Genomic DNA, 16,257 nt, shown 5'->3' on the forward strand with positions numbered 1-16,257 from the left:
AGCGGCCTATACCGCTTCCCTATAACAGAATTCAATTGAGGATATTCTAATGGCTGTAACTGCTGCCCTAGTTAAAGAATTACGCGAGCGCACTGGCGCTGGCATGATGGATTGTAAAAAAGCGTTAACTGAAACTAACGGTGACATCGAGTTAGCGATCGAAAACATGCGTAAGAGCGGTGCTGCAAAGGCTGCTAAAAAAGCTGGTAACATCGCTGCTGAAGGTACAATCTTAATCAAAGAAGGTAACGGTTTCGCTGCTCTTCTTGAAGTTAACTGTCAAACTGACTTCGTTGCTAAAGATTCAAACTTCCTTGGCTTCGCTAACGAAGTATTAGATGCTGCTGTTGAATCAAAAGCTGACATCGAAGCACTTAAAGCACAGTTCGAAGAAACTCGTGTTGCTCTAGTTGCTAAAATCGGTGAAAACATCAACGTTCGTCGCGTTGAGTACATCGACGGTGACAAACTTTCTTCTTACCGCCACGGCGACCGTATCGGTGTTGTTGTAGTTGGTGACGCTGACGAAGAAACTCTTAAGCAAGTTGCTATGCACGTAGCTGCGTCTAAGCCTGAGTTCGTAAACCCAGAAGACGTACCAGCTGACGTTGTTGAAAAAGAAAAAGCAGTTCAAATCGACATCGCGATGAACGAAGGCAAGCCTGCTGAAATCGCTGAGAAAATGGTTGTTGGTCGTATGAAGAAATTCACTGGTGAGATCTCTCTTACTGGTCAAGCTTTCATCATGGAACCTAAGAAAACTGTTGGCGAAATTCTTAAAGAGAAAGGCGCAACTGTTACTAACTTCGTACGTTTAGAAGTTGGTGAAGGTATCGAGCGTAAAGAAGAAGACTTCGCTGCTGAAGTAGCTGCTCAAATCGCTGCTGCAAAAGGCGAGTAATTTTCTAAGTTAGTGACGTAGGGCAATTAGATGAAATTAATCTGCTATTAGCTTTTGCGTCACTGATGAAAATTCTTTAAAATAACCGCGTTTTATGTGTAACCATAGCGCGGTTATTTTTTATCTCATTACTAAGGCTGGCCCAAATATTATGACTATCAATCGTAAACCTATTTTTAGACGTGTTCTTCTTAAACTTAGCGGTGAAGCATTAATGGGAGACGAAGGCTTCGGCATCGACCCGAAAGTACTTGACCGTATGGCTCAAGAAATTAAAGAACTTGTAGAGCTCGACGTAGAAGTAGGTTTAGTTATCGGTGGCGGTAACTTCTTGCGTGGTGGTTCATTGGCAGAAGCGGGTATGAACCGCGTTGTGGGTGACCACATGGGTATGCTTGCCACTGTAATGAATGGTTTAGCAATGCGTGATGCACTACACCGTGCATTTGTAAATTGCCGTTTAATGTCAGCTATCCCGCTTAACGGTGTGTGTGATGCTTACAACTGGGCAGAAGCTATCAGCCTATTAAAATCTGGCCGTGTTGTTATTTTCTCAGCAGGTACAGGTAACCCATTCTTCACGACTGATTCTGCAGCGTGTTTACGTGGTATTGAAATTGAAGCAGATACTGTAATCAAAGCGACTAAAGTTGACGGCGTTTACTCTGATGACCCAGTGAAAAACCCAGAAGCTACACTATATCGCCACTTAAGCTACAATGAAATCATTGAAAAAGAGCTTAAGGTTATGGATTTAGCTGCATTTACGCTGGCGCGTGACCACAACATGCCATTAAGCGTATTTAACATGAATAAATCAGGCGCGCTTAAGCGTGTTATTATGGGCGAAGATGAAGGAACGCTTATCTCTTCACAAGCCTCAGATGAAACTAGCAAATAGATTAGGATTGAACCGTGATTAACGATATCAAAAAAGATGCGTCAGAACGTATGCAAAAAAGTGTTGCGGCACTAGGCAGTCAATTATCTAAAATTCGCACAGGCCGTGCACACCCTGCATTACTTGACGGTATTCAAGTGTCTTACTATGGCGCTGATACACCATTAAACCAAGTTGCTAACGTAACAATTGAAGACTCTCGTACACTTGCAATCAGCGTGTTCGATAAGTCACTAGCGCAAGCAGTAGAAAAAGCGATCATGGCTTCAGACTTAGGTTTAAACCCGATGTCTGCAGGTACTGTTATTCGTGTTCCACTTCCTCCACTTACAGAAGAGCGTCGTAAAGACCTTATCAAAATCGTACGTGGTGAAGTTGAAGGTGGCCGTGTTGCGGTACGTAACATCCGTCGTGACGCGAATGGCGATATCAAGAGCTTATTGAAAGAAAAAGACATTTCTGAAGATGAAGCACGTCAAGCTGAAGACGAGATCCAAAAGCTTACTGACAAATTCATCAAAGAGATGGATGCACAGTTAACAGCGAAAGAAGCTGAGCTAATGGAAATCTAATTGTCGCTGTTTATCTTTCAGGCATTGATACTGAAAGCGAACAGCAGCAACTAAATTTATTAGTTTTGAAACGCCGTCTAGGGTATACTAGACGGCGTTTTTTTATGGAATACTCGATATTTATGGTTCTTAACGCTGATAAAATTTCCCAGCAAAGTTTGCCTAAGCATGTCGCTATAATCATGGATGGCAACGGACGTTGGGCGCAAGCGAAAAATCGCCCACGTGTTTATGGGCACAAAAAGGGCGTTGATGCGGTTCGTCAATCAGTGCAATTTTGTACTCGCTTAGGTATACAGTCGTTAACACTGTTCGCATTTAGTAGCGAAAATTGGCGACGTCCAGAGGACGAAGTAAATACGCTTATGGAGCTATTTTTATTCGTTTTGGGCAAAGAAGTTAAAAAACTTCATAAAAATAATGTAAAGCTGAACATAATTGGTGATTTATCACGCTTTTCAGAAGGTTTGCGCAATAAAGTTGATGCAGCCCATGAATTAACCCGTAATAATACGGGTCTACAGTTAAACGTAGCAGCTAATTATGGTGGGCGTTGGGATATCACTAACGCCGCAACAACGCTTGCGAAAAAAGTCGCAGCCGGTGAAATGGCTGCAGAAGACATTACTGAAGAGCTAATGGCCGAACAAATGAGTATGGCTGATCAAGGTGAACTTGACTTAATGATCCGCACTGGCGGAGATTTACGCATCAGTAATTTCCTTTTATGGCAAGCGGCTTATGCTGAGCTTTACTTTACCGATACGCTTTGGCCAGACTTCAATGAAGCTGCATTTGCTGACGCTATCGCATGTTACGTTGCCAGAGAGCGACGATTTGGTTGTACAGGCGAACAAATAAAACAATTACTCGCCGAGACCTAATTACTAGTTGAAGGTACACACATTGCTAAAACAACGAATTTTAACCTCGCTCGTGTTGGCACCACTTGCACTTATTTTGGTTTTTTATACCCCATTAACACTATTTAGTTATATCGCCGCCGGTATTGTTTTACTTGGTGCATGGGAATGGTCTGCGTTTATGGGCCTGTGCGATAAAGTTAAGCGTTTTGGATTTGTTGCAGCAACGGCTGCGTTTTTGGCACTACTCAACTGGCATTGGCCAATTGAATCACTTTGGCAAAATGGCCAATTAGTGGGTGATGCAAACTATTTATTTACGCTGTCATTTGCATGGTGGATTGTGGCGACTTACTTAGTTTGGCGCTACCCAGCAATGGCTAAAGCATGGAATGAAGGCATTGTCATGCGTGCTATTGCAGGCTTTTTAACCTTAGTCCCACTGTGGCTTGCATTAAATACGCTACGCAGCGCAGGTTATGGCGAATCAACTCACTTTGGCTCAATGCTTATCTTGGTTGTACTTGGTATCGTTTGGAGTGCAGATATTGGTGCATACTTTACCGGTAAAAACCTAGGTAAACACAAGTTAATGCCTAAAGTGAGCCCGAATAAAACCATCGAAGGTTTATTAGGTGGTGTGGTTGCCTCAATTATTTTTGTACTCGTATTTTGTCACTTCACCAATGTTGATATGGCTGTGTGGCCAATTTATGCCGTTATGACTGCATTTATCGCGTTATTCTCAGCGGTGGGCGATTTACTAGAAAGTATGTTTAAACGTGAAGTCGGCTTGAAAGACAGCGGTTCATGTTTACCTGGGCACGGCGGTATTTTAGACCGTATTGATAGCTTAACCGCGGCTGCGCCAATCTTTGTACTTTGCTATGCATGGACATTAAGTTTATGAGCAAACTAGAGCAACTTGTCGTATTAGGCGCAACTGGCTCAATCGGTTTAAGCACCTTAGATGTTGTTTCTAGAAACCCAGAGCGCTTTGCGATTTTTGCATTAGCAGCAGGTAAAAATGCTGAAAAAATGGCTGAACTGTGTATCGCACATCAGCCTAAATTTGCTGTTATGGCTGACCAACACGCTGCCAAAGCCCTCCAACACTTACTCGCTAACAGTGCGTGTAAAACTGAGGTGCTAGCAGGTATTGAAGCGATGAGTGAACTTGCTGCTCACGTTGATGTTGATGCTGTGATGTCGGCGATAGTGGGTGCTGCGGGTTTGCTGCCGACGTTAAGTGCGGTTGAAGCAGGAAAAAAAGTACTGCTCGCTAATAAAGAATCACTCGTTATGTCGGGTCAGTTGTTTATTGATAAAGTAAAACAACATGGCGCTACCTTATTGCCAATCGATAGCGAACATAATGCTATTTTCCAGTGTATGCCTGCATCGCTACAAACTGCATCGGGCTTACTTGCCGATCATGGTGTGAGCAAAATTTTGCTTACTGGTTCTGGTGGTCCTTTCTTAACGCGTGATTTAGCGACATTACCATCCGTGACTGTAGCAGAAGCGGTGGCACACCCTAATTGGTCGATGGGACAAAAAATATCTGTCGATTCAGCCACTATGATGAATAAAGGCCTTGAGTTTATTGAAGCCAAGTGGCTCTTTAACTGTCATGCCAGCGACATAGAAGTCGTGATCCATCCACAAAGTATTATCCATTCAATGGTGCAATATAAAGATGGCTCAGTGCTTGCGCAAATGGGCAACCCTGACATGCGCACACCAATAGCTCACGCATTAGCCTTTCCTGAACGTGTTGATGCCGGTGTCAAACCGCTCGATTTTTCACAAATGGCAGATTTTACCTTCACTAAGCCAGATTACGCTCGTTACCCTAATTTAAAACTTGCCATTGATGCGTGTGAAATGGGGCAAGGTGCAACAACGACGGTCAATGCGGCGAATGAAATAGCCGTTGCCGCCTTTTTAGGTGGGCAAATCGGCTTCACAGATATTTATCGCGTTAACGCTGAAACGCTCAATGCAACACAAAACATTAATGTGCAAACGCTTGATGAGATTTTAGCTTGCGACCAAGCTGCACGTTTAAAAGCAACTGAGTTTGTCAAAAGAGGCATCAACTAGCATGTTTGATTTTTTCTGGAATCTTGGTTCATTCATTCTTGCCCTGGGTATTTTAGTGACTGTGCATGAATATGGTCATTTCTGGGTTGCGCGCAAAGCGGGTGTGAAAGTGCTGCGTTTTTCAATTGGCTTTGGTAAGCCATTAGTCAAATGGTACGACAAACAACAAACCGAATATGTGATTGCAGCTATACCACTGGGTGGTTATGTGAAAATGCTTGATGAGCGTGTAGATGAAGTGCCGCCAGAGCAGCGTCATTTATCATTTAATGCTAAATCAGTAAAAGCACGTATTGCGATTGTGGCTGCAGGCCCGATGGCAAACTTCTTATTTGCTATTTTTGCCCTTGCTGTAATGTATATGGTGGGCGTTCAGTCATTAAAACCTGTGGTGGGTGAAGTGACTCAAGGCAGCCGTGCTGCTGCGGCCAATATTGAGCCAAACCAGCAAATTATTAAAATTGGTGAAGACGACATTAACACTTGGCAAGATGCCACATTCTCGTTAATGAGTCGCTTAGGTGAGCAAAGTGTTGTCATCACGCTTCGTGATCAGAATTATCAAAAGCATGTGCGTACTCTTAATTTAGATGGTTGGAAGTTGGATCAACAAGATGTTCCACCATTAACCTCTATTGGTATTGTGCCATTTCGCCCGAAAGCACTTCTAGAAGTGGCTATGATCAGTAAAGGCTCTGCGGCAGAGGCTGCGGGCTTGCAAGTTACAGATAAAATTATTGCCGTAAATGGCGAAAATATCAGCAGTTGGAGCGAGTTAGTTTCACTAATTCAGCAATCACCTAACAAATCCTTACAATTTAGTGTACAAAGGCAAGATAGTATAAAAGAGCTGTCAGTGACGCCACAAAGCAGAACCAATGATGCGGGCGTTGCTCAGGGCTTTTTAGGTGTGTCTCCGGTGGTTGAGCCATGGCCAGAAAACTATATTGAAACTAGACATTATGGCCCAGTCGATAGTATTGTGCTGGGCATACAAGAAACATGGCGTTTAATTACCCTTAGTTTTGACATGATTGGTAATTTAATTACCGGTCAGGTGTCGGTTAAAAATTTAAGTGGCCCGGTGGGCATTGCAGTTGGTGCGGGAACTAGCGTAAGCTATGGCTTGGTTGCATTTTTAAGCTTTTTAGCATTAATTAGTGTAAACCTTGGCGTATTTAACTTATTACCGCTGCCAGTGCTAGATGGTGGGCACTTAATGTATTACATAATTGAACTTTTTCGCAAAAAGCCGGTCTCTGAAAAGACGCAAGAATTTGGTTTTAAAGTGGGGGCCTTGTTGCTTCTGTTTTTAACATGTTTCGCTTTGTTCAATGATGTATCGCGTTTATAACAAATAAGCGAAAAATTCCAATTTGAACACGATTGTAAAACACCGCAAAAGTTAAATTTATAAGGTGTTGAGCGGTAATACAGTTGTAAAGGATAAAGATAACAAAATGGCTATAAAAAAACATTTGGCAGTTTCAAGTTTATTAGGTGCTAGCTTTGCAGCCCTAGGCCAAAACTCCTTTATTGTAGATGATTTAAAAGTTGAAGGTTTACAGCGTGTTGCACTAGGTGCAGCGTTAACGCATATTCCGATCAACGTGGGCGATAATATTGATGAGTACACAATTTCTAGAACCATAAAGGCTCTCTATCGTTCAGGTCACTTTGACAATATTAAAGCATTACGTGATGGCAATAGTGTTATCTTCCGTGTGACTGAGCGCCCAACGATCAGTATGATCGAGTTTGATGGCAATAAAGACATCAAAGATGAGCAGCTTAATGAGTCGCTAGACCAGCAAGATATCCGTACTGGTGAGCCGCTTGATAAAACAGTCCTTGATAACATTGAAAAAGGCTTAGTTGAATTCTTCCACAGTATTGGTAAGTACAATGCAAAAGTGGATGTAAGCATTACTAAGTTACCGCGTAACCGTGTAAAACTTCTATTCAAATTTGATGAAGGTGACGCTGCGTCAATTCGTCAAATTAACTTGGTTGGTAACGAACTTTTCTCGGATGAAGAGCTACTTAAATTAGCTGAATCACAGCAAGATTTACCGTGGTGGAAATTCATGTCGAGTGACCGCTACCAAAAGCAAACCATCGAAGGCGATTTAGAGAAAATTCGTAGTTACTACTTAGACCGTGGTTACCTACGTTTTAATATCGATTCGACACAAGTATCAGTAAGCCCAGAGCGTGATTCTGTTTATGTAACAGCAAATATCACTGAAGGCGTTAAGTATAAAGTGAAAGGCTTTGACTTTATTGGTGACTTGTTAGGTCGTGAAGAATTAATCAGAAGTGTTATCCCACTGAAAACAGGTGAGCTTTATAACGGCTCTGTGGTGACATCGTCTGAAGAGTTTATCAAAAGCTACTTAGCACGTTTTGGCTATGCCAATGCTGAAGTACGTACCATCCCAGAAATTGATGACGAAAATAAAGAAGTACAATTAACGCTTTCTGTTAATCCGGGCAAGCGTGTTTATGTTCGTCGTATCATCGTAGGTGGTAACCAAAATACTTCAGATGAAGTAGTACGCCGTGAAATGACGCAACTTGAAGGTGCATGGTTATCAAATCAAAGCCTTGAGCGCTCTAAACTACAAATTCAGCGTTTACCGTACATGGAAAGCGTTGATTTTAACGTGGTGCCAGTTCCTGGTGTTGATGACCAAGTTGATGTCGATTTTACAGTTAAAGAACAATCTGCAGGTAGCTTTAACGCAGGTCTTGCGTATGGCTCTTACTTAGGTCTGCAATTTAACATCGGTGTGAGTGAATCAAACTTCTTAGGTACTGGTAACCAAATTGGTTTCAACATTAATACCTCGCGCGGTTCTGAGCGTATTAGTGTGTCATACACTGACCCTTACTTTACGCCAGACGGTGTATCGCAAGGTAGCAGTATCTTCTACAGTAACTATGATGCGAGTAAATTCAGCCTAATCGACTATAAATCGAAGAGTTATGGTATTGGTACTAACATCGGTTTCCCAATCGATGCAGTAAACCGTATTAACTTTGGTGTTCGTTGGGTGCAAGAAGAGTTATCTGATATTGCAGAATACGAGCAAACACGTGTAATTCGTGAAACTTTCTTAGATCCAGATAACCCAGATGCGGGCTTCGACTTTACTAAGTACGAGTTAAGTGCAGGTTGGTCGCGTGTAACTGTTAACCGTGGTTTATTCCCAACAGCAGGTTCACGTCAGTCGCTTAACTTAACAGCGACAACGCCGAACTCAGATTTACAGTACTTTAAGCTAAATTATGACTCGCGTTTTTACTGGCCAATCAGTAATGACCACCGCTGGGTATTCTCAACGCGTGCAGCACTTGGTTATGGTAATGGTTATGGTACAACCAATGGTTATGACCAAACACTGCCGTTCCAAGAGTTCTTCAGAATTACTGAAATGGAACTACGTGGCTTTGACCGAAATACGATTCTTCCACGAGCTGTATCACGTTATCCGCAAAGTATTCCTGGTACACCATTACCTGATGGTACTACAACAGGTAGTATTGGTGGTGCGTCAGAGTTTGACCAACTTCAAACAGCAGGCCGAATTGGTGGTAACGCCAAAGCGGTAGCAGGGATGGAGCTTATTGTTCCAACACCTTTCTTAGATGAAGAAAACACCAGCTCTGTACGTACTAGCTTCTTCGTAGATGCTGCAAACGTATGGGATACAGAGTTTAATATTGACCGTTATCAAAACCTTTCAACAGACGAGCGTGCAAAATTGGATGATTACTCAGATCCGATGCGTTTTAGGGTTTCAACTGGTCTTTCTCTACAATGGATCTCTCCGATGGGTCCAATGCTGATCAGTTTTGCGTATCCATTGCAAAAAGAAGAAGATGACGATACGAAGACCATCAGCTTTAACATTAGTAATACATTCTAAAGGAGTTTTTTCGTGAATAAATCAATTAAATCAACAGCTTTTGCACTACTTGCTACTTTATCTATGGGTCTATCTACTAACGCATTCGCGCACAAAGTAGGTATCGTTGATATGCAAGAAATCTACAAGCAAATCCCACAAATGGCGAAAGTAGAGCAAACTTTAGAAGCTGAATTCTCAGAGCGTCGTCAAGAACTAGAAAAACTTCAAGGTGATATCCGTTTTGAAGCTGAAAAGTTCAAGCGTGAAGCAACAACGATGAGCGACAAGCAAAAAGAAGAATTACGTACTAAGATTCAAGGCATGCAGCAGCAACTTGCTGAAAAAGGTCGTCCTTTAGAGCAAGAAATCAAAATGCGTCAAAACCAAGAACTAGCTAAAGTTCAAAAGCTAATCTTAGATGCAATCGAAGAAGTAGCGAAAGCTGGCAAATTCGATGAAGTTAAAGTTAAAGAAACAACGATTTATGTTAACCCTAAAACTGTCGATGACTTATCAAGCAAAGTTGTTGAAAAAGTAAGTAAGCAATAGAAATCATATATGCAAAACTACACGCTTTCGCAGATAGCGGATCTTCTGGGCGCTGACCTTCAAGGTGACGGCGCCACAGAGATTAAAAAAATATCTACACTTGCAAATGCCCAACATGGGCATATTGCATTTTTGGCGAACAAGAAATATCGCTCGCAATTAGAAGATACTCAAGCAAGTGCGGTGATTTTATCACCGGCAGATGCTGAGTTTTTTTCGGGTAATAAACTCATTGTTGCTAACCCTTATGTTTGTTACGCCAAGCTTGCCCAGCTAATGGATACCACACCGCGTGCAGCTGTGACAGGGATTCACCCAAGTGCAGTCATTCACGATTCAGCCTCTATTGGCGATAATGTCGCGATCGCTGCCAATGTGGTGATTGAAGCGGGCGCTGTTATAGCAAACGATGTGCAGATTGGCCCAGGCTGTTTTATTGGTGAGCACGCAAAAATTGGTCAAGGCACTAAGCTTTGGGCAAATGTAAGCGTTTACCATGAAGTAGAAATTGGTAGCGATTGTTTATTCCAAGCGAACACGGTTGTGGGCAGTGATGGTTTTGGCTATGCCAACGAGCGTGGCGAATGGGTGAAAATACCACAACTTGGCCGAGTAATCATCGGTGATAAGGTTGAGGTAGGGGCGTCTACTACGATTGACCGTGGTGCACTAGACGATACTATCATCCACAGCAATGTAATTATCGATAATCAATGTCAAATAGCGCATAATGTCGAGATCGGTTCGGGTACAGCGGTTGCTGGCTGTTCTGTGTTTGCAGGTAGCACTGTGATCGGTAGGAATTGTCAGATTGGCGGCATGGTAGCAATTAATGGTCACATTAGCGTATGCGATGGTGCTATAATCACCGGCATGAGTATGGTGACTAAGGCAATCACAGAACCTGGAATTTATTCTTCAGGCTTGCCACATCTAACCAACAAAGAATGGCGACGTAGTATTGCCCATATCCGTAACCTTGGCGATATGAAAGACCGCATTAAAGCACTTGAGTCACTGACTAAGTCACTCAATATTGAAGACAAATAAGGATGCTATTTTGGCAAATGAATTAAATAGTCTTGATATCCAGGATATCTTGAGTTTACTTCCGCATCGTTACCCGATGCTACTTGTTGACCGTGTACTTGATTACACGCCAGGCGAGTCGTTACATGCGATTAAAAATGTAACAGTGAACGAACCTATTTTTACGGGTCATTTTCCTAATCAACCTATCTTTCCAGGTGTGTTGATTTTAGAAGCAATGGCTCAAGCAACTGGCTTACTTGGCTTTAAGACAGTTGAAAATCGTAGCGATAACGAACTATATTTATTCGCAGCGATCGACAATGCGCGATTCAAACAGCCGGTATTACCTGGCGATACCATGCATTTGCATGTAGAGTTTGTAAAAGAGCGCCGCAATATATGGAAATTTGCAGCAGAAGCAAAAGTTGACGGCAAAGTAGTGTGTACTGCCGAAATCATGTGTGCGAGAAGAGAGTTTTAATAGTGATCCATCCTACGGCGATAATCGAACCAGGTGCAAAACTTGGAAATAACGTATCAGTTGGCCCTTACAGCTATATCGGTAACGATGTAACTATTGGTGATAACTGTATCATCGAATCTCATGTGGTTGTAAAAGGCCCATCGACGATTGGTTCTGGTAACCATATTTTCCAATTTGCTTCGGTCGGTGAAGCTTGCCAAGACAAAAAGTACGCGAATGAGCCAACGACTCTGATCATTGGTGACAACAACGTGATCCGTGAGTGTGCGACAATTCACCGTGGTACGATTCAAGACCAAGGTGTAACAAAAATTGGTAGCAACAACTTATTTATGGCTTACACACACGTTGCACATGATGCAGTTGTGGGCGATAACGTTATTTTTGCTAACAATGCCTCTGTTGCTGGCCACGTACACGTAGGTGACTGGGTGATCCTTGCAGGTAACTCAGGTGTTCACCAGTTCTGTAAAATTGGTTCACATGCCTTTGTAGGTATGTACTCAGGCGTTAATAAAGATGTACCGCCATTTGTAACTACCATTGGTACGCCGGCTGGCCCTGTAGCAATCAATACTGAAGGCATGAAACGCCGTGGCTTTGAGAGCGATGAAATCATGGCAACACGCCGTGCATATAAAACGCTTTATCGTAAGAGCTTAGGTGTTGAAGAAGCAATCGCTGAGCTACGTGAAGATGCTGCGAAGTACCCAGCTGTTCAGCTGATGATAGACTTCGTGAAAAGCTCTGAGCGCGGAATTATTCGCTAATCATAAGCGAACTTCTATAAAAGCCACCGTAAGGTGGCTTTTTTGTTTTTATACTCATTCGCTTAATTAGGTAAGTTGGTATAGTTCAGGTTTTGCTAAGTCAGTGCTTGTTATCTTCATGGCAAAAAGGAACTAGTAATATGAATAAACTCATCGTCTTTGCATTGTTAAGCTTAATTTTAAGTGGTTGTAGTAGTGCGCCTTCGGTATCTAAAGGAGCAATAGAAAAAGGCAAAGCCAGTTATTACGCTGATAAATATCACGGCCGAACGACAGCAAGTGGTGAAGTGTTTAATCAACAGGCATTGAGCGCGGCTCATCAAACGCTTGGCTTTGGTAGCAGAGTAAAAGTTACTAATATTGCTAACAATAAAAGTGTGATTGTGACTATTAATGACCGCGGCCCATTTATCCGCGGTCGAATTATCGATTTATCAAAAATGGCGTTTTCACAAATTGCCTCAGTAAAGCAAGGTGTGATTGACGTCACCGTTGAGCGGCTCGATTAAAAGCGGGTAATAAGCTCTACGTAGTCGGCTTCATTCGCCACTAATTCAGCATGACTCGCAAAGGCTCTTACTTGTCCTTGCTCTAACCAAATAACCTTATCAACACGACTTAGCATTGCTGGGTCGTGGGTAATGGTCAGCATGGTTTTATCTGCCCATATTCTCTCAACTGTAGTCAGCAAGTTTTGCTTAGTGTGATTATCTAAGCTCTCTGTTGGTTCATCCAGAATGATTAAATTACCTTGCCTTAATAGAGCTTGAGCAATGGCAATACGGCGTGACTGACCATGAGAAAGCTTTCTGCCTGCGGTGCCTAAACGAGTGTTTAGCCCATCTTTTAAGTTACTAAGCCAAGAGCCAAGTTCAGCGTGTTCACAGGCTTCAATAAGCATCTCATCTGTCGCATCAAAAGCTGCATAGCGAAGATTTTCACGTAGCGTGCCATCAAAAATATGATGCTGCTGGGCAACTATCGTTAGCTGCTTAAAGCGTGTTGCAGTGCTTAAGCTTTCAAGTTCAAAGGTATCTAGTTTGGTAGTGATCTTTAATGAGCCTGATTGCAGCGGCCAAAGGCCAGTGAGTAAGTTAACTAGAGTGGTTTTGCCACTGCCACTGGCACCGACTAGGGCAACTTTACTGCCTGGTGCAATTGTAAAATTGATATTGCTAAGGGCTTTGCTTTTTGCACCCGCGTATTGGTAATTGACCTCGCTTATCTCAAGGCCAAGTCCAGATTGATCCGCTAATTGGTTTGCTAACTGATCGTCTAAGTTGTTTGGTTTTTCGGCTAAGCTGTTGTGTTTATCTTCAAGATCGAACAGTCGCTTTGCGGCACTTAAAGTAAGCGGCAATTCAATAAATGCAGTAGGCAGGGTAAGCACGGTTTCAAAACTTGCTAGTACAAATAACGCGAGCATCGCCAGTTCAACGTTTTTCATGGTCCCCATTGCAACTAGCGGGATTATCATAAAGACACTTGCCAGCATGGTGAGTTGGATCACTAAAGTGCTTAAACCATTACTATTTGCCACGGCTTTGTGGCGATTATAGAGCTGGTTGTTGTATTGTTTACTGAGTGAATCACAATGCGCTAATTGCGCCGCGTGTGCTTGATAGACAGCAAGCTCTCTGGCACCTGATAGTGTATCAGCTAGTTCAGCTCTTAGCTCTGCGGAGAGCTGGGTTTCGGTATCCGCTTGTTGGTGAAGCTTATGGCTTAACAATGCGGGAAGCAGCACGCCAATAATCATCAGCGAAGTAAAGCACACTAATGCAACCTCAGCATTATACATAGCCATGAAGGCCATCACGATAGGAATGCTGATCAGAGCGACAATAATCGGCAGCAGTACATTGAGGTAAAATTTATCCAGCGCATCGACATCGTTCTGTAGGCGGTTAAATAAATCGCTACTACGCGTCATTGCTAAGTCAACGTTGTTTAGCTGGCTTAGAGTCCTGAACATGTTTACGCGAATTTCGCTTAGTAATAAGAAGGTGGCGTTATGAGTTATCATCCGCTCACCGTAACGAGATGCTGTGCGCACGATAGCTAAAAAGCGGATCACCCCAGCAGGGGTAAAGTAATTCATTTGCACACTAGCGATTCCCGCCGCTGCCATGGCTGCTAAAAACCAGCCCGAAATTGCAAGCAATCCGACATTAGCAAGTACCGTTAAGCTTGCTAAAAAAGCCCCTAAAAGCAGCATGCCAGTATGAGGTTTGCACAGTTTTAATAGACGTATAAAGTTATTCATTGGCGTCACCTTGGCTCACCAGTTTAGCAAATAGGCCAGCTTGCTTAGTGAGTTGCTGGTACTGACCAGCTTCAACAATGTGACCTTGTTGCATAACGTAAATATTGTCGGCGTGTTTAACCGTATTCAGTCGGTGAGCAATAACCAGCACTAAATGGTCTTTTGCATAATCGCGGATCGCTTGGTTGATTAAATGCTCGGTTTGGCTGTCTAAGTGAGCGGTAGGCTCATCTAGCATTAGCACAGGGGCATTCTTCAAAAATGCACGGGCAAGGGCTATGCGCTGCTTTTGCCCACCAGAGAGGCCTTCTCCTTGTTCACCGAGCAAGGTGTTAAAGCCATCAGGTAAGGCTGTAATAAATTCAAGTGCACCTGCTTTACTCGCTGCTTCATCGAGTTCTGCTTGGCTTGCATCAGGTTTAGCTAAACGCAGGTTCTCTGCAACGGTCCGATAAAATAACGTGGCGTGTTGTGGGATCCACGCCAGCTTTGCTTGCCAATCAGCTAATGCAGTATCACTCAGTGGTTGCCCGTTAATGCTAATGGCATTGTTGGCTTGATGATGAAAGCCCAATAGGCAATCAAACAAGGTACTTTTACCCGAGCCACTTTCACCCACAAAGGCAATTAAGCCTGTGCTTGGCAGGCTTAAGTTGATATCAGTTACCCCCTCGTTTGTTTCTGGGTAGTGAAAGGTAAGTGCATTCAGCTGTATGTCTTTTAGCGGTAACTTAAGTTTAGATGACCCGACATGTTCATCAACATCGCTTTGATTGATTATGTCGACCATACCAGCTGCGGCGCTGATCCCTTCGAGTTTTGCATGATAATGAGTGCCCATTTGTCGAAGTGGTAAGTAAAACTCAGGGGCCAGTAGTAACACCACAAATCCAGTGGCAAAATCGAGCGTACCAAAAAATAATCTAAAGCCAATGATAACGGCAACAAGTGCCACACTAATGGTGGCTAAAAACTCAAGGGCGAAAGACGATAAAAAGGCGACTTTCAATACTCCCATAGTTGCACCACGGTAATCATCAGAAATCTGACTGATGCTATTTAGCTCACGCTTGGTTGCATTAAAGAGCTTGAGTTGAGTCAGTCCTTGTAATCGGTCAAAAAAGTAATTGCCAAGTACCGCTAGCTGTTGCCAGCGGTCTTGGTTTAACTGCTCCGCTTTATGGCCCACTAAAATCATAAAAAAGGGGATCAGTGGGGCAGTTAAAAGGAATATGAGGCCTGCTTTGTAATCGGTTGGAAAAATCACCACTAATATCGCTAATGGAATGAGCGCACTGTAAGCCACACTTGGAATGTAGTTGGCGTAATATTGATGCAGTGCTTCAACCCCATTATGTAAGGTGTTAAGTGTTGCGCCATGACCTTTTTGTTCACTGTAGGCTGGCCCAAGTTTGCTGAGCTTTTCTAGCAGTGTATTACGCATCACGTTCTTTATTTTTAACGCGGCGAGGTTACTCACCCGTTCACTTAGCGCAACCAACAACGCGCGAACTATAATTAGCCCTGCCAACGGCCATAATAATGGGCTTACGGCTTGCAAGTTTGCTTGTTCAAACATGACTTGATGAGCCGCGTTTGCAAGAAGGTAACAAGAGGCAATCATTAAAAGGGCGTTGAGTGTGCCCAGACTAATGCTTAATTTAAGAAGTCCTGAAGCGGACTGGCTATACTGCTTTAAAAAAGCGCGCAGCGTTTGCTGCTGCGCGCGATTTGGTCGGGGTTTAGTTGTCATCAGTGTTTTTGAGTCTCGCGTACAGCTCTAGCTCATCATCAGCAATCGAATCTTTATGTTGGTGAAATTCGTACCACATTACGTTGATCACCCCAAGTGTACAGGCTAATAGAACACCTAAAATCCAGGCAAAATACCACATATTT

General features: G+C 43.0%; 16 protein-coding genes. 13 read left to right on the plus strand and 3 right to left on the minus strand.

The features are described from left to right. The first annotated feature begins 49 nt into the window (after nt 1-49). From tsf to NH153_RS19135, 13 genes are all read left to right on the plus strand, one after another. Nucleotides 50-901 carry a translation elongation factor Ts gene (tsf, locus tag NH153_RS19075; RefSeq protein WP_063706846.1) on the plus strand — a complete coding sequence of 284 codons (852 nt, stop codon included), beginning with the start codon at nt 50-52 and terminating at the stop codon, nt 899-901. A 151-nt stretch (nt 902-1,052) separates the two neighbouring features. Continuing rightward, nucleotides 1,053-1,802, plus strand: coding sequence for a UMP kinase (pyrH, locus tag NH153_RS19080; RefSeq protein ID WP_063707209.1), 750 nt, complete (start codon nt 1,053-1,055; stop codon nt 1,800-1,802). 14 nt (nt 1,803-1,816) lie between these two features. Next, nucleotides 1,817-2,374, plus strand: coding sequence for a ribosome recycling factor (gene frr / locus NH153_RS19085; RefSeq protein WP_063706848.1), 558 nt, complete (start codon nt 1,817-1,819; stop codon nt 2,372-2,374). A 104-nt stretch (nt 2,375-2,478) separates the two neighbouring features. Further along, nucleotides 2,479-3,258, plus strand: a complete 780-nt coding sequence (locus NH153_RS19090) for an undecaprenyl pyrophosphate synthase (protein ID WP_054553120.1) — start codon at nt 2,479-2,481, stop codon at nt 3,256-3,258. A gap of 22 nt (nt 3,259-3,280) precedes the next feature. After that, entirely contained in the window at nt 3,281-4,147 is an 867-nt protein-coding gene (locus NH153_RS19095) for a phosphatidate cytidylyltransferase (protein ID WP_063706850.1), read from the plus strand. Then, complete coding sequence (gene ispC, locus NH153_RS19100) at nt 4,144-5,343, plus strand: 1-deoxy-D-xylulose-5-phosphate reductoisomerase (RefSeq protein WP_063706852.1); 1,200 nt, start codon at nt 4,144-4,146, stop codon at nt 5,341-5,343. Before NH153_RS19095 ends, ispC begins: the two co-directional genes overlap by 4 nt. A 1-nt stretch (nt 5,344) precedes the next feature. Next, on the plus strand, nt 5,345-6,697 hold the full coding sequence (gene rseP / locus NH153_RS19105; RefSeq protein WP_063706854.1) for a sigma E protease regulator RseP: 1,353 nt from the start codon (nt 5,345-5,347) through the stop codon (nt 6,695-6,697). A 106-nt stretch (nt 6,698-6,803) separates the two neighbouring features. Next, nucleotides 6,804-9,275 carry an outer membrane protein assembly factor BamA gene (bamA, locus tag NH153_RS19110; RefSeq protein WP_063706856.1) on the plus strand — a complete coding sequence of 824 codons (2,472 nt, stop codon included), beginning with the start codon at nt 6,804-6,806 and terminating at the stop codon, nt 9,273-9,275. Between the two features lie 12 nt (nt 9,276-9,287). Further along, the gene (locus NH153_RS19115) at nt 9,288-9,806 is read left to right on the plus strand and encodes an OmpH/Skp family outer membrane protein (protein ID WP_054553115.1); all 519 of its coding nucleotides are present in this window, start codon (nt 9,288-9,290) and stop codon (nt 9,804-9,806) included. Nucleotides 9,807-9,815: 9 nt separating this feature from the next. Further along, on the plus strand, nt 9,816-10,856 hold the full coding sequence (gene lpxD, locus NH153_RS19120; RefSeq protein WP_063706857.1) for a UDP-3-O-(3-hydroxymyristoyl)glucosamine N-acyltransferase: 1,041 nt from the start codon (nt 9,816-9,818) through the stop codon (nt 10,854-10,856). Nucleotides 10,857-10,866: 10 nt separating this feature from the next. Further along, the gene (fabZ, locus tag NH153_RS19125) at nt 10,867-11,319 is read left to right on the plus strand and encodes a 3-hydroxyacyl-ACP dehydratase FabZ (protein WP_054562040.1); all 453 of its coding nucleotides are present in this window, start codon (nt 10,867-10,869) and stop codon (nt 11,317-11,319) included. A gap of 2 nt (nt 11,320-11,321) precedes the next feature. Then, nucleotides 11,322-12,092 (plus strand): acyl-ACP--UDP-N-acetylglucosamine O-acyltransferase, encoded by a 771-nt coding sequence (gene lpxA / locus NH153_RS19130; RefSeq protein ID WP_063706859.1) that lies wholly within the window; start codon nt 11,322-11,324, stop codon nt 12,090-12,092. Nucleotides 12,093-12,232: 140 nt separating this feature from the next. After that, nucleotides 12,233-12,601, plus strand: a complete 369-nt coding sequence (locus NH153_RS19135; RefSeq protein WP_063706861.1) for a septal ring lytic transglycosylase RlpA family protein — start codon at nt 12,233-12,235, stop codon at nt 12,599-12,601. Here the strand turns inward: NH153_RS19135 and cydC are convergent. The 3 genes from cydC to cydX are packed head-to-tail and all read right to left on the minus strand — an operon-like array spanning nt 12,598 to nt 16,253. Then, nucleotides 12,598-14,358: a thiol reductant ABC exporter subunit CydC gene (cydC, locus tag NH153_RS19140; RefSeq protein WP_063706863.1), complete on the minus strand. Its 1,761-nt coding sequence runs from the start codon at nt 14,356-14,358 to the stop codon at nt 12,598-12,600. The two genes, NH153_RS19135 and cydC, sit on opposite strands and share 4 nt — an antisense overlap. Then, entirely contained in the window at nt 14,351-16,111 is a 1,761-nt protein-coding gene (gene cydD / locus NH153_RS19145) for a thiol reductant ABC exporter subunit CydD (protein WP_063706865.1), read from the minus strand. Before cydD ends, cydC begins: the two co-directional genes overlap by 8 nt. Next, nucleotides 16,101-16,253, minus strand: coding sequence for a cytochrome bd-I oxidase subunit CydX (gene cydX, locus NH153_RS19150; RefSeq protein ID WP_054553108.1), 153 nt, complete (start codon nt 16,251-16,253; stop codon nt 16,101-16,103). The genes cydD and cydX overlap by 11 nt, the downstream gene beginning before the upstream one ends. Between the last annotated feature and the right edge of the window lie 4 nt (nt 16,254-16,257).

The organism is Pseudoalteromonas gelatinilytica (genome assembly GCF_001641615.1).
Classification (GTDB): domain Bacteria; phylum Pseudomonadota; class Gammaproteobacteria; order Enterobacterales; family Alteromonadaceae; genus Pseudoalteromonas; species Pseudoalteromonas gelatinilytica.